The organism is Psychrobacter glaciei (assembly GCF_014652895.1).
Taxonomy (GTDB): domain Bacteria; phylum Pseudomonadota; class Gammaproteobacteria; order Pseudomonadales; family Moraxellaceae; genus Psychrobacter; species Psychrobacter glaciei.
Map to the genome: position 1 here is coordinate 245319 of NZ_BMZR01000003.1, position 13769 is coordinate 259087.

At 43.0% G+C, this 13769-nt stretch carries 12 protein-coding genes and 1 tRNA gene; 10 read left to right on the forward strand and 3 right to left on the reverse strand.

The annotated features are described in order from the left end of the window. Positions 1–94 precede the first annotated feature (94 nt). A complete protein-coding gene (rluF, locus tag IE130_RS08665; protein WP_189584628.1) occupies positions 95–1099 on the forward strand; it encodes a 23S rRNA pseudouridine(2604) synthase RluF in 1005 nt (334 codons plus the stop codon). Positions 1100–1200: 101 nt separating this feature from the next. Then, on the forward strand, positions 1201–1644 hold the full coding sequence (locus IE130_RS08670) for an SRPBCC family protein (RefSeq protein ID WP_189584631.1): 444 nt from the start codon (positions 1201–1203) through the stop codon (positions 1642–1644). 75 nt (positions 1645–1719) lie between these two features. On the opposite strand, the gene IE130_RS08675 is transcribed toward IE130_RS08670, so the two are convergent. Next, a complete protein-coding gene (locus tag IE130_RS08675) occupies positions 1720–2031 on the reverse strand; it encodes a DUF1244 domain-containing protein (protein ID WP_010199695.1) in 312 nt (103 codons plus the stop codon). A 478-nt stretch (positions 2032–2509) separates the two neighbouring features. Here IE130_RS08675 and IE130_RS08680 point away from each other — a divergent pair, with 478 nt between their 5' ends. After that, positions 2510–3562 (forward strand): TRAP transporter substrate-binding protein, encoded by a 1053-nt coding sequence (locus IE130_RS08680; RefSeq protein WP_189584634.1) that lies wholly within the window; start codon positions 2510–2512, stop codon positions 3560–3562. A gap of 118 nt (positions 3563–3680) precedes the next feature. Here IE130_RS08680 and IE130_RS08685 read toward each other — a convergent pair. Further along, a tRNA-Gly gene (locus tag IE130_RS08685) sits at positions 3681–3755 on the reverse strand. 260 nt (positions 3756–4015) lie between these two features. Here IE130_RS08685 and IE130_RS08690 point away from each other — a divergent pair. The 3 genes from IE130_RS08690 to IE130_RS08700 all read left to right on the forward strand — a co-directional run bounded on the left by IE130_RS08690 (position 4016) and on the right by IE130_RS08700 (position 8287). Then, complete coding sequence (locus IE130_RS08690) at positions 4016–5686, forward strand: alpha-keto acid decarboxylase family protein (RefSeq protein ID WP_189584637.1); 1671 nt, start codon at positions 4016–4018, stop codon at positions 5684–5686. 194 nt (positions 5687–5880) lie between these two features. Further along, complete coding sequence (locus IE130_RS08695) at positions 5881–6216, forward strand: GlpM family protein (RefSeq protein WP_227676175.1); 336 nt, start codon at positions 5881–5883, stop codon at positions 6214–6216. Between the two features lie 286 nt (positions 6217–6502). After that, a complete protein-coding gene (locus IE130_RS08700) occupies positions 6503–8287 on the forward strand; it encodes a potassium/proton antiporter (protein WP_189584640.1) in 1785 nt (594 codons plus the stop codon). Between the two features lie 191 nt (positions 8288–8478). On the opposite strand, the gene IE130_RS08705 is transcribed toward IE130_RS08700, so the two are convergent. Next, on the reverse strand, positions 8479–9399 hold the full coding sequence (locus IE130_RS08705; RefSeq protein WP_189584643.1) for a LysR family transcriptional regulator: 921 nt from the start codon (positions 9397–9399) through the stop codon (positions 8479–8481). A gap of 247 nt (positions 9400–9646) precedes the next feature. Between IE130_RS08705 and speB the strand changes: the two genes are divergently transcribed. The 4 genes from speB (at position 9647) to IE130_RS08725 (ending at position 13703) form a co-directional block, all read left to right on the forward strand. Beyond that, the gene (speB, locus tag IE130_RS08710; protein ID WP_189584647.1) at positions 9647–10615 is read left to right on the forward strand and encodes an agmatinase; all 969 of its coding nucleotides are present in this window, start codon (positions 9647–9649) and stop codon (positions 10613–10615) included. Between the two features lie 204 nt (positions 10616–10819). Further along, a complete protein-coding gene (locus IE130_RS08715; RefSeq protein WP_189584650.1) occupies positions 10820–12166 on the forward strand; it encodes a purine-cytosine permease family protein in 1347 nt (448 codons plus the stop codon). After that, complete coding sequence (locus IE130_RS08720; RefSeq protein WP_189584653.1) at positions 12163–12963, forward strand: carbon-nitrogen hydrolase family protein; 801 nt, start codon at positions 12163–12165, stop codon at positions 12961–12963. The genes IE130_RS08715 and IE130_RS08720 overlap by 4 nt, the downstream gene beginning before the upstream one ends. Next, positions 12960–13703, forward strand: a complete 744-nt coding sequence (locus IE130_RS08725) for an MBL fold metallo-hydrolase (RefSeq protein WP_189584656.1) — start codon at positions 12960–12962, stop codon at positions 13701–13703. Before IE130_RS08720 ends, IE130_RS08725 begins: the two co-directional genes overlap by 4 nt. The last annotated feature ends 66 nt before the right edge of the window (positions 13704–13769 follow it).

A 13769-nucleotide genomic window follows, 5' to 3' on the forward strand; every position in this document is an offset into this window, starting at 1 on the left:
CTATATAATGTGAGCTATTTCGTTGTTGACGATCCATTCAATTTAGGCTTTTTTCTTAGTAAAAAAGGCTTCTTATCAGGTAAAACGGTGCTTTATGTTTAACGCTTCCTCGACTCGTTTAAATAAATACATCAGTGAAAGCGGCATTTGCTCTAGGCGCGACGCTGACCGCTTTATTGAGCAAGGTAATGTGTACGTCAATGGCAAGCGTGCTCAAGTAGGCGCGCAAGTGGTTGCTGGAGATGCGGTAAAAGTTAACGGGCAGTTGATTGAGCCACGAGAGCCCGATGATTTTGTGTTTATTGTCTTAAATAAGCCAGTGGGCATTGTGAGCACCACAGAAAGCTCTGAGAAAAATAACATTGTCGATTTTGTGCGACATAGCTTACGTATTTTCCCGATTGGACGTTTGGATAAAGACTCCCAAGGGTTAATCTTTTTGACCAACAATGGCGATCTGGTCAACAAGGTGCTACGTGCTGGTAATAACCATGAAAAAGAGTATCTGGTCACGGTCAATAAGCCGTTAACCGATAGTGTTATTGAAGGTTTGGCGGGCGGTGTACCGATGCTCGGCAAGATGACGAAAAAATGCCCAGTGACTAAAGTAGCGCCCAATGTGTTTAACATCACGCTAGTTCAAGGTCTAAACCGTCAAATTCGACGTATGTGTGAGCATTTTGGCTATGAAGTCGTAAAACTTGAGCGTACACGGATTATGAATGTGAGTCTCAAGGGTACGCCCGTTGGAGACTGGCGAGATTTGACGCCAAAAGAGTTGTCTGTTTTACTTAACTCTATAGAAGATTCTTCTTCGCAAGACAGTAAACCGGCTAAAAAATCTCGTAATGCACCACGAAAAAATCCTCGTACTGATGACTCGTCAAAAGCAAAGTCGTCTTCAAAACCAGCGGGGGCAGCAAAGGGAAATAAAAAATACTCCAAGGATGATGCTAGAAAACCAGCGGGTTCTAAAGGTAGGGATGGACGTCCTGCTGGTCGTGGTAAGCCATCAGGAGGTAATGGTAAGTCTGGAGGCAATGGTAAACCTGCTACCAATGGCAGGCGTCCTTCAAAAGGCCGAGGGTCTAAGCGGTAGTAGTTTCGCGATCATAAGTTTTTGACGTGAGACTGCTTTATTCATGTTTTAAATATCAGTAAGCTAAATAATTTCAACTTTGATCTTAACGGGACAATATTATGTTTAAAATAAAAGTAGAACGCATTGTCAAAAAACCGATTGATGAAGTGTTTGAAGCACTGAGTGACCATGCCAGTTATGGCTCATTTAAAGCTGTGGGGGTTGCTAAGCTAGTGGCTGAAGGTGACGAGGAGCGCAATGGCGTTGGGGCTTTACGTAGCATTCAAACGGGACCTGTTAAGTTTTGGGAGCGAATTACGGCGTTTGAGCGTCCTACTCATATGCAATACCAAATCGAAAAAGCCAAACCGATAAAAATGCAACACGATAAAGGCGCCATTGATTTAAAAGACTTGGGCGATGGCACCACACACGTGACTTGGGTATCTGAGGGTCGATTGATTGTACCATTGCCATTAATCGGTCGCTTATTTGACCATCAAATGCAGAAACAAGGAACCATAGGGTTTAGTAGCATACTCAAATCTATAGAAAGCCGCTAATCTAGCGGCAGTATTGGCTTTTTTGATATAACTATTTAGTGGTGGCTTACTTTATTTGAGCCATCACTGTTAGTTTTAATCCGATTTTTTCTTAGCAGCTTCAATCTCGTTAAAACGCGCTAACTGCTCTGGCGTTGCTTTCTGTTGATACTTCTCTTTCCACTCAGCATAAGGCATACCATAAACAAGCTCGCGCGCATCCTCGTATTCGATTTCAATACCACGCTCCTCACCAGCAGCTTTATACCATTTGGACAAGCAGTTACGGCAAAAGTCGGCAAGGTTCATTAGCTCAATATTTTGTACATCTTTACGCTCGTCTAAATGAGCTAGTAAGCGACGAAATGCCGCGGCTTCTAATTCGATGTTTGATTCTAATTTTGCCATAAGGTTTTTCCTAATTGTAATTGAGTCATCTCAAAACTGAAATGATACTAACGATATAAATATTGCGCAACCTATGTCGTTCTATATTAAAAAAGTCTATCAGTAAACTTGGCAAACTTATTATAGTAAGGTTTATCGACTTAAAGCCTTTTAATCATGATATTAAATCACGCTTCATTCCTATCTGCTCGTTGGTCAATCGTGAGCTAATTTTCTTCTTTGAATTCATGAATAATTTTTTTGCCAGTCACGCATCATAATGTCGTGTACCCATTTTACGTAGTATCAGCTATATCATCACTTCTAGAGAATCGTCGTTAAATGATTTGACTGTTATCATTTTAGCTGTTAATTTTAAGTAGCGTTTTGAATGTTAAGCAGTTTTAATTTAAAGTGCTTATGTCTATTGAGGCAGATTAATTAAGTCTTAATATCAAGCAAATGTCAAAAAAATAATCGCTATCAAAAGGAATTGATAATGAAATTAGCACCTTTTTTTTCGATAGGTGCACTAGCAGCTATTAGCCTTTTTGGTTGTTCTGGCCAATCTGATAACAGTAGCGAAGTTGCCTCAAATCAGGAAGTTACCGTTCTACGTTTCTCCCATTTTTATCCCGCCACTGCTGATGTTAATAAAGAAATTTTTGAGCCATGGGCCAAAAAAATTGGAGAAGATTCTAATGGTCGTCTTAAGGTTGAGGTATATCCATCGGCAACACTCAGTAAAGCAGATACCGCTTATGAATCCACAGTAAAGGGAACGATTGACATCGGTTCTCAAGTACAGGGTTATACTAGTGGCCGCTTTCCACTGACTCAGATTGCAGAGCTTCCCGGTTTGTCTAATTCATCAACACAGACAGGTTGTATGCTGCAAACCCTTTATGAAAATGGCACTATATCTAGCGAATATGAAGATTCACATCTCCTTTTTATGTTCGCTACCGGCCCTGGTACATTACATAGTGCTGATAAGCTTATTCGAACTCCCGAAGATATGAAAGGGATGCGTATCCGCAGGCCATCTGCTGTAGCAGGTGATATTATAGAAAGTATGGGTGCCTCTCCTGTGGGTTTACCTGCCAATGATATATATACGTCTCTACAGCGCGGTGTGGTTGATGGATTAAGCTTTCCATGGGAGGCGATCACAACTTTCAAGCTTGATGAGTTAACCAAATATCATACCAATATCCCATTTTATAGTTCTGCTCTGATGATGACTATGAATAAAGATAAATATGAAAGTTTGCCTGATGATTTAAAAAAGGTCATTGATGACAACTCAGGTATGGCTCTTACTAAGAAAGTTGGTGAGATGTGGGATAGAACTGATTTATTAGGTTTGCAAGCTGCTAAAGATAGAGGTGATGAGATCATTGATATTCCAGATCCACTTAATGATCCAGATTGGAAAGGACCTCTGCTAAAAGGAACACAAAAATACTTAGACGATGTAGGCGCATTAGGACTCGATGCTGAAAGTGTCTATGAAAAAGCAAAAGCTGCTAGTGTAGCCTGTAAGGTCTAATTATTTTTTAATATTAGGGCGTGTCATCAAATCTTCTATAAACCTCAAAAATTGGACAAAAAAAAGCCTCACTTCCTATTTAAAGAGTGAGGCTTTTAGTGCTTTTTCAAGCCATATTTGGAGCGGGAAAAGAGATTCGAACTCTCGACCCCAACCTTGGCAAGGTTATGCTCTACCACTGAGCTATTCCCGCTAATTATCAATTAACTATCGTCAGTTGATGATGGCGTATTATACGCAGTTTTTTTGGTGTGTCAACACCCATGACGAAAAAAACCAAAGTTAGTAAAATAGGCGTGTCTTCTAGCCATAAATGTATGTTATAACAGTTTATTATAATATGTATTCCAAAAGCTTTGCATTACATAAATAAGCTGGGATGCACTTTATAATTTAACCTCAATTACATTCACAGTTATCAATACTTATAAAGATAAGTCATAGGGATATACAATGAGTCAACACTATACCATCGCCGATTATTTGTTTGATCGTGTCGCAGAAGCGGGCGCATCTGAGATATTTGGCGTACCTGGTGATTTTAATTTAACTTTTTTAGACAATATTCTCGCATCTGATAAGCTGCGCTGGGTAGGTAATACTAATGAGCTAAATGCCGGTTATGCTGCTGATGGTTATGCACGCGAGCGTGGGTTTGCCGCGATGGTAACTACTTTTGGTGTGGGCGAGTTATCAGCGATTAACGCGACGGCAGGCTCTTTTGCTGAGTACGCGCCAGTACTACATATCGTGGGAGCACCAAGTACCGCTCTACAAGACTCAAAGCGCCGTATTCATCATTCGCTTGGTGATGGCGTATTCAATCATTTTATTAAAATGGTCGAGCCAGTGACAGTGGCACGGGCGCAAATTACACCAGAAAACGCCGCCTCAGAGATTGACCGTGTCATTCGTCTGGTGCTCAAAAAGCATCGCCCCGGCTATCTGTTACTATCGCCTGATGTTGCGCGTCAGCCTATCTATCCACCAACCACCAAGCTGATTGATAGCCAAGAAGACATCACCAGTCAAGCGGCACTGGCAGATTTCAAACAAGCATTAACGGAGTTTTTGCCAAACAAAACCATGATGCTTATGGCAGATTTGATGGTACATCGTTTAGGATTGCAAAATCAGCTCAAAGCACTGATCGCTGATACCGATATTCCTTATACCACACTGTCTTGGGGCAAAACTTTGCTTGATGAAAACAGTGATCGTTGGGCAGGAACTTATGCAGGTGTTGCCTCGCGTCCTGTGGTCAAAGATGCGGTAGAAAACTGTGAATGCCTGATCAAAGTAGGGGTGCAGTATACCGATACGACTACCGCAGGATTCAGCCAAGATATCAATGAGGATGTGGTAGTAGACTTACATTATGAACGGGCTTCTATCAGCGGTCAAAACTTTGCACCGATTGCGCTAAAAGATGCGCTGCAAGCGTTACATGAAGTGATGACCTCTGGCATCAATATCGTACCAAAATCTTTCTGTGAGCCGGTTAATCCTCATGAACAAAATGGCAAAGATGATGAGGCTATCCGCCAAGACGATCTGTGGCATATCATCGCTGCGCGCTTAGATCATAATAATTTGGTTTTTTCAGAACAAGGAACGGCCTATTTTGGTATCAGTGATGTGCGTCTGCCAGAAGGGGTTACCTCTTATGGGCAACCAATGTGGGGGTCGATTGGCTATACGTTGCCAGCCAGCTTAGGTGCTGCTATCGCATCGCCAGACAAGCGTGGTGTTCTATTAATCGGTGATGGCTCAGCATTGTTGACTATTCAAGAACTGGCAGTCATGATTCAGGAGCGTATCAATCCAGTCATCGTCTTAATTAACAACGATGGATATACCGTGGAGCGTGCGATTCATGGCGAAAACCAATACTACAATGATATTCCTAAATGTGATTGGCAGATCATGCCACAAGCCTTTGGTGCCAACAAAGAGAACAGTCTCATACTCAAAGTAGAAACGGCAGGTGAGCTAAAATCTGCCCTCGACAAGGCCGCTGCTACCACCGATAAATTAGTGATGATCGAGGTGATCGCGGATAAGCATGATATCCCGCCATTACTTGCAGATATCAGTGCCGCGCTTAAGCCAAAAAATGATTAATTAGTTTGCAAACAGCATTAACAATTATCAGTCATCGCCCCATTTAGCAGCATTGCTAGGTGGGGTTTTTTTGAGCCTTTTTATGATGTAAGTCAATTAAGCTGTTGTTCCTCTTATATCGCTTTGCAGACTTTAGTATCATGGTGGATTGGGCTATGTTCAGCCCTTAGCATTCAACAGGAGATGATCCCGTCGTGATTTGGTTAAAAATGCTTATTGGCGCTCTAATGGTACTGGCGATTCAATTATTTGCGCAAACTCGATTTTTTTATTTGGCGGCACTGGCGCCACTTTTCCCCACTTTTACATTAATCAGTCACTTCATCGTCGGTACTGAGCGTAGTCCTGCTGATTTAAGGGTTGCATTGATATTTAGTATGCTTGGCGTCATCCCGCATCTTATTTATACCTTTGTAGTGTTTTTTAGCATCAGCTATGTCAGCTTATATAAGGCACTTTTATTGGGCACCGTTGCTTGGACAATAGCGGCGGCAATTTTAGTACTTACTTGGCAATACATTCAGGCTTAGTCAGTATTGGAAAGAGCATCTAAAATAGTATGCCAAACAGTTTCAACTGTATTTATAGGACCGAGGACATGTCATCAAACTCACTTGTATCATCATGATTAAAATGAGAGCAAGTATTAGTAAAAATCTTTATAGATAGTTTTTGTAGAAATGATAGTAGATGTTATTCTTAATGATATTTTTAATATTCAGATATGGCGTCTACTGGTAAAGGTAAAAGATTAAATTGTAATATTTTCGCACCAACTTAATTCATCATCATTGATAAAAATAGGGCTTAAAAAAGATGGATACCTTAAATATCCTATACCTCGTAGGGGCATTGTTAATTTTTGCCAGTATCATGGCCAGTACGTTATCCGCGCGTTTGGGCGTTCCATTATTGCTGTTGTTTTTGATGGTAGGGATGTTGGCAGGTGAGCAGGGTATTTTAGGTATTGAGTTTTCTCAATATGGTATTGCCAATTTCGTTGGGCAAGCAGCCTTAGCCTGTATCTTGTTAGATGGTGGTTTGCGCACCTCTTTTAAGTCGTTTCGGGTTGGTCTTAAGCCGGCAATCACCTTGGCAACGTGGGGCGTATTGGCCACAGTAATGGTGCTAGGGGTGTTTGTTACTTGGTTGCTCGATGTCGATTGGCGCTTTGGGCTATTGATGGCAGCCATCGTTGGTTCAACTGATGCGGCAGCGGTATTTTCACTATTACGTAATGGCGGTGTCAAGCTCAATGATCGCGTCCAAGCCACGCTCGAATTAGAGTCTGGTGCCAACGATCCTTTGGCTATTTTATTGGTTACGGGTCTTATCGCTCTAAATGTTGATCCAGCGGGACAGACAGTATTTGGCTTTTTGATATTACTATTCCAGCAGTTGAGCTTTGGGCTAGGGATGGGCTTGCTATTCGGTTATTTGCTGTCCCGATTATTGCCCAAGATACATTTAGCAGAAGGCATGTATGCTATTTTGATACTATCTGCTGGCTTGTCCGTCTTTGCCGCGACCAATCTAATTGGCGGTAGTGGATTTTTAGCGGTTTATCTCACGGGTGTGATGATTGGCAATCACAAGGTACGCTCCACCGAGCATGTGATGCGAGTGATGGACAGCTTTGCTTGGTTATCACAAGCGGTGCTTTTCGTAGTGTTAGGACTATTGGTCACCCCATCAAACGTCATTAATGTCTGGCATTATTCGGTTGCGATCGCGCTCTTTATGATTTTTGTGGCGCGTCCTATTGCCGTCTATACCAGCGTTAAACCTTTTAAGTTTAAAGACAGAGAGATAGGCTTTATCTCTTGGGTTGGCTTGCGCGGGGCAGTGCCTATTACCCTTGCGATATTGCCTGTTATGGCAGGGATAGATAACGCCTTTATGCTGTTTGATATTGCCTTTGGGGTCGTGGTTTTGTCCTTGATTTTGCAAGGTACAACCATTCCTATCATGGCCAATTTGTTTAAGGTGCGGATTCCGACCAATGATGATCCAAAAGAGGAACATGAGGTTTGGGTGTCGGATAAGGCAAGTATTACTTTGTATGAATTCGAAGTTCAATCAGGGGCATTTGCGATTGGTCGTCATCCGATGGATATCTCTAAACGCATTAGCTCTGATGAGATTAGTGTGTTTGCGCTGGTACGTAGGCAGAGAATCGTGGTCGTTGACGAAGACACGAAGCTGAAATTTGGTGACAGTGTTTGGTACGCCATGCGCGGCGATCATGCCAGAAAAATTGCTAAAATTTTCAATGATACGACATTGGATCGTAAAGCCATCGATGATTTTTATGGCGACTGGCTACTATCACCTAGCGTCAAGCTTGGAGATTTACCCTTCTTTACGGCTATGATGCAATCTGAATCACTGGTAGACAGCCTACAGTCTGATCCTAATGACAGCCCAAAAAGCATGTGGGAACAAACGGTCGCTGAATATGTGACAGGAAACCTAGGTACAGCACTGGTCTCAGGAGATACCGTCGCCATTAATGATAAATGGTCATTGGTCATCAAAGAAATGGATGATAAAGGCAAGCTAAGAACCATTGGCTTAAAGCGTCAGGAGCAACCAATCTAATCAATCCACTATAAAAGCGTTACAGCGTTAACCTCGCTTGAGGTATTAAGTATACCTCTACACTCGGTTGCCTTGTACCACTTTTAAATTGAACCGACTATAGCGATATAGCCATTTATCGTTGCTGGTGATGAGCCATGATTTAAACTGGCTTATATTAGCTGGCTCGTATTAGGCCACGCCTTATTCATTTACAGCTTTGGCGAGCTTTTTGATAATAGACGCATCATTTGACTTAAAAAATCAGCGACCTGTTTGTGCAAGTTTTCTCGGTAAGCCCAATGATGCTTGACTTCGTAACTGGCCTCGGTGGGCAGTAGTATTTTCATCAGTCCCATTTCTTCATAACGCTTGGCTAAGTCATTGGGCAGGTAACCAACATGATGACCTGCCAAAATCAGCTGCGCGGTAGCTTCCATATGGTAAGTGGTGGCACTCAAGGTTTTTGGGCGCACATGATTGATACTCAAATCAGTAATATAGCCTCGTTTTATCCATGGATAGTTTTGTTCCAAATCCTCAAAAGTTAGCCCTTCTGACTCATAAAACAATCGATGCTCGCGCCCACAGCAAACTACCTGCTTCTCAATAAATGCTGGCTGGAACGTTAATAGTGGTGGAAAACTGCCAAAATATCCCACACCAATATCACTCTCGTTGCTTAGCAGCTTCTCTAACATGCTTTCAGGGCTTTGCACATCAATAGAAAAGTGGATAAGGGGATTGTCACGATAACTAGCAGCCAAGCATTGGCGCAAGGCATCATAAAAAAACGTCGGCATTTGATCAATGAGACACAATCGAATGTGACCGCCATGCACGGAATCTAATTGACGAATATAGTGCAGTTGATGTTGAAAGCTGGCAACCGCTTCGGTAAAACTCAAGCAGGCTTCATATACTGCTGCACCATCTTCTGTCAGCTTAAAACCCGCGCGTCCACGATAACAAAGCGTCATACCCAAGCGGTCTTCTAAATGGGTCAAATGACCACTAATGACAGAGGTCGTCACATTCAAGCGCGACTGGGCGGCTGTCACGCCCTGACACTCTACAATCGCCATAAAGCTACGCAAGGTTTTGATGTCTATTTTTATCAATTCATCTAGCATCAGTAATTATTCCTCAGCACTTGTAATGTTTATCAAAATGAATTTTCCATTCATCACTTTTTTAGCATAAAATTTATATCAAACTTCTGATAATAACGGTTAAATCTAACTTACTACGAAAAATCAGAAGTTTACTTCTAAATTTTACCATGGTTTGTATTCAATTATTTAGGTATTGTCAGAGTCATATAAAAAGTGACATATAACAAATTGGCTATACCGACACACTAAAACAAGGATGTGATTTATGAAATTCAATCAACCATTAAGCGGCAACGACATGCCAAGATTTGGCGGCTTTGCTTCTATGATGCGCCTGCCGACTCAGGCTGATGCAGAAGGATTAGATGTGGCTTTCGTTGGTGTACCTTTGGACATCGGTGCATCAAACCGTAGTGGTGCTAGATTGGGACCAAGACAGATACGCGATGAATCACGCATGATTCGTCCCTACAATGTGGCCACTCGTGCTGCGCCTTTTGAATCCTTACAAGTTGCTGATATTGGCGACGTACCTATCAATACATTCAACCTGCTAAAAAGCGTTGATATCATCGAAAAATTCTATACAGAAAAAGTCGTCAAACATGGCGCGATTCCTCTAACGTTGGGCGGCGATCACACCATTGCCTTGCCTATTTTGCGTGCGCTTGCCAAAAAACATGGCCCTGTCGGTATGGTGCATATCGATGCGCATGCAGATATCAATGATGATATGTTTGGCGAAAAAATTGCTCATGGCACCCCATTTCGCCGTGCTGTCGAAGAAAACTTAATCGATGGCAACCGTGTAGTACAAATCGGTCTGCGTGGTACTGGTTATAGTGCGGAAGAGTTTGATTGGTCAACTCAGCAAGGCTTTCGCGTTGTACCTGCTGAGGAATGCTGGTACAAGTCGCTAACACCGCTCATGGCAGAAGTGCGTGAAAAGCTAGGCGATGGACCTGTCTATTTAAGTTTCGATATCGATGGTATTGACCCAGCGTTTGCGCCGGGTACGGGTACTGCTGAAATCGGTGGTTTGACTTCAACTCAAGCCATAGAAATCATTCGCGGTATGCGCGGACTTGATGTGGTGGGTGGCGATTTAGTAGAAGTGTCTCCTCCTTATGATCCATTTGGTAACACCTCAGTACTGGCAGCGAACTTATTGTTTGAGATGCTATGTATCCTACCGGGTGTGCGCTATGACGATAAGGTCAAAGCTGTTTACTAATAGCTGTGTCTTATCATGACAATCATAAAAGAATGGATCCTTAACAATCTCTTATTAGCTAGATTTGGCGTATAGGGTAGCTACCCCAATACGGTATATGAGCGGATAACGGCATCGTCACCAGTGTATTTGAGCGGATAACGGCATCGTCACCAGTGTATTTGAGTTGCTGGTATTAATATAATTTGGTTAAGGAAGACCGCAATGAGCAAACCCTCTTCATTTTTTGGTCAAGATACGCTCTCTCCAAATGAGGCTGGACACAGTTTAGGTTCGATTGGTACGTTTGCGCTGTGGTTTGGTGCCAATATAGTCGTTACGACTATTTTAACTGGGATGCTGTTGGTACCTGATTTGCGGTTTACTACTGCTATAACGACGGTACTCATCGGCTCATTGATCGGTGCCATTCCGTTACTCTTAGTTGGTCTAATGGGTCAGCGCACTGGTTTACCATCGATGGCGCTCACACGTAGAGCTTATGGGCCATTGGGTAGTCAGTTAATTTCATTGGTAAACATGGGCGTGCTCATCGCGTGGAGCTGTATTCAGGCTTTGCTCGCTGGCATGAGCCTTAACTATGCCGTTGAAGCCACAACAGGCTATAGCAATCTGCCACTATTTGTCATCCTGTGCGAGACAGTCGTGGTGTTGATTGTATTACGTGGTCACCTTGGTATTGAGCTTGTCGAGCGCTGGGCAGCATTAGCAATGGCAGGTCTTACAGTCGTGGTGCTATATCAGTTAAATCAGCACTATGATGTTTCTACACTATTTGAGATGCCAGTTGAGTCGCGTAATGGTATTACGTTAGGTATCGCTTTTGATATTGTCATCGCCACTGCATTTTCTTGGATGTCTTCGGCAGCCGATTACAATCGCAATTGCAAGACCTCAAAAATTGCAGTATGGGGCACTTATTTTGGTTATATCGTGGCTGCTATCGTTGCGATGGGTTTGGGTGCGACAATCTCAGGGCTTTCTATCCTAAATGGCATGGAGCAGACTTACGATCCGACTCGTTTGCTTGCTGAATTTGGTTTTGGTTTACCAGCTGCACTGGTTATTTTCTTCTCAGTCATGACAACCAATGTGATGGCAGTCTATAGCGCAACACTATCATGCATGAACATAGCGCCTAACATGAGCTTTTGGAAACCTGCACTTATCATTGGCTTAGTCACTATTTTTGGTGCACTGATTCCTGGTATTTTAGATCAGTTCCAAAACTTCTTGTTAATCGTTGGTGCATTGTTCATCCCAGCATTCTCAGTCATGATTGTTGATTATTACCTTGTGGGTCAAGAAGGTTATACGGCAAAACTGCTTGATTCTACTAAACAATTGGGCCGTCCTACGGCAAAGATTGCTATCGCGGCTTACTTAATTGGTGCTGCTCTTGCAGCTTACTGGACTTTGATCTCTCCTCCCTCTTTTGGTGCCTCGTTACCTGTCTTTATCATCACTGGCGGACTTTACTGGTTAGGTGCTACTTTATTTACTCGTCCTAATGATGCCATCACTTCCGCTCAAAAGGAGCCTTCATTATGAGATTGATGATTGCTCAAACAAATCCTTTATGGGCTGAACCTGCTGCTAACTTAAAAGCATTGGAGTCATTATGTCGCCTAGCAGCAGAAGCCAAAGTAGACTTACTGGCATTGCCAGAGCTGGCATTCACAGGCTACAACATCTTTGAGCGGCTTGATAGCCTAGCGGAACCTGCTGATGGCTTAATCGTGACCGAAGTAGCCAAGCTTGCTGATAAATATAATTTGCACTTGCTATTTGGCTTTGCTGAGCAGGGTGCTGATGGTGAGTTTAGCAACTCTGCCTTATTGTTAGATGATAACGGTCAGCACCTTGGCACTTATCATAAGCGGCATTTGTGGGGCCGCGAAAGTGAGTTCTTTGTTGCAGGTAAGCAATCTTGTGTGGTTGATACTCGATTCGGAAAATTAGGATTGATGATTTGCTATGACAATGAGTTTCCAGAAGTGGCAAGAGAGCTGGCACAAGCAGGGGCGGAAATAATACTGTCACCGACGGCAAATATGTTGCCAAATGCAGAGCGGCAGGTGCTACAAATACGCGCTCGAGCAATGGACAATCAATGCTTTGTCGCTTGTATTAACCGATCAGGTGTAGAAGAAACGCTTCATTACTGTGGGAATAGTATCGTCGCCGGTCCGGATGGTGAGGTGCTCGGCCGACTTGGCTTAGCGGCTGGCACCCTGATAGTAGATATCGATCTCGCTTGCATCGATGAGAGTCGCACGCATCAAGACTATCTTAAAGACCTGCGTGTTCTTAAAGACAATCATGCCTTTAATGGAGCGAACTCATGAGTGAACAGTCATTACCACGTATCAAACCAGAAAACTGGTATCGAACAACAACACTCAACGATGGCATTACGCTCATCGATGAGCCGTGGATCAAGCCGTTTTTTCGCTGTAATCTATGGCACGTACGGGGTAGTGAACGCGACTTATTAGTCGATTTTGGATTAGGGGCTGTACCATTGCGCCGCCATGTCGCTTTGCTCGCTGATCGCGATATCGTTGGTGTTGCCAGTCATACTCATTTTGACCATATTGGCGCGGCAAGTGAATTTGACTGCTGTCACGTGCATTCTGCTGAAGCCCATATTCTCGCTGAGCCAGACAATGCTCGCACCTTAGCAGATATGTTTGTCAACGATGAGATGTTTGATGCGTTACCTCCTGAGCCTTATGCTCATTGCGGCTATAGAATTGTTGCACCAGCGAAAATAATGCAACTTGAAGACGGTGACATGATTGATTTGGGCAATCGTCAATTTGAAGTGATTCATACACCCGGTCACTCCCCAGGTGGTATTGCCTTGTGGGAATCAGCTAGCGAGACTCTGATTTCTGGTGATCTGATCTATGACGGCCCATTGATCGAAGATACATGGCATAGCAATATGTCTGATTATGCTAAGAGTATGCGCCGCCTAAATGCACTGCCTGTACGTGTTGTACACGGTGGTCATTTTCCCAGTTTTTCAGGCAAACGCTTAAATATCATGATTGATGATTGGTTACGGCACCATGAATTGTGATTTGTAGCATTTAATAACTATTTAAAACAAACAGCTAGCCAATATAAAAAGCTTAACTTAATACTT

Excerpts from the sequence above, each read along its gene's own strand:
- rluF (WP_189584628.1), top strand. The coding sequence starts at position 95 with ATGTTTAACGCTTCCTCGACTCGTTTAAATAAATACATCAGTGAAAGC.
- IE130_RS08670 (WP_189584631.1), top strand. The coding sequence starts at position 1,201 with ATGTTTAAAATAAAAGTAGAACGCATTGTCAAAAAACCGATTGATGAA.
- IE130_RS08675 (WP_010199695.1), bottom strand. The coding sequence starts at position 2,031 with ATGGCAAAATTAGAATCAAACATCGAATTAGAAGCCGCGGCATTTCGT.
- IE130_RS08680 (WP_189584634.1), top strand. The coding sequence starts at position 2,510 with ATGAAATTAGCACCTTTTTTTTCGATAGGTGCACTAGCAGCTATTAGC.
- IE130_RS08690 (WP_189584637.1), top strand. The coding sequence starts at position 4,016 with ATGAGTCAACACTATACCATCGCCGATTATTTGTTTGATCGTGTCGCA.
- IE130_RS08700 (WP_189584640.1), top strand. The coding sequence starts at position 6,503 with ATGGATACCTTAAATATCCTATACCTCGTAGGGGCATTGTTAATTTTT.
- IE130_RS08705 (WP_189584643.1), bottom strand. The coding sequence starts at position 9,399 with ATGCTAGATGAATTGATAAAAATAGACATCAAAACCTTGCGTAGCTTT.
- speB (WP_189584647.1), top strand. The coding sequence starts at position 9,647 with ATGAAATTCAATCAACCATTAAGCGGCAACGACATGCCAAGATTTGGC.
- IE130_RS08715 (WP_189584650.1), top strand. The coding sequence starts at position 10,820 with ATGAGCAAACCCTCTTCATTTTTTGGTCAAGATACGCTCTCTCCAAAT.
- IE130_RS08720 (WP_189584653.1), top strand. The coding sequence starts at position 12,163 with ATGAGATTGATGATTGCTCAAACAAATCCTTTATGGGCTGAACCTGCT.
- IE130_RS08725 (WP_189584656.1), top strand. The coding sequence starts at position 12,960 with ATGAGTGAACAGTCATTACCACGTATCAAACCAGAAAACTGGTATCGA.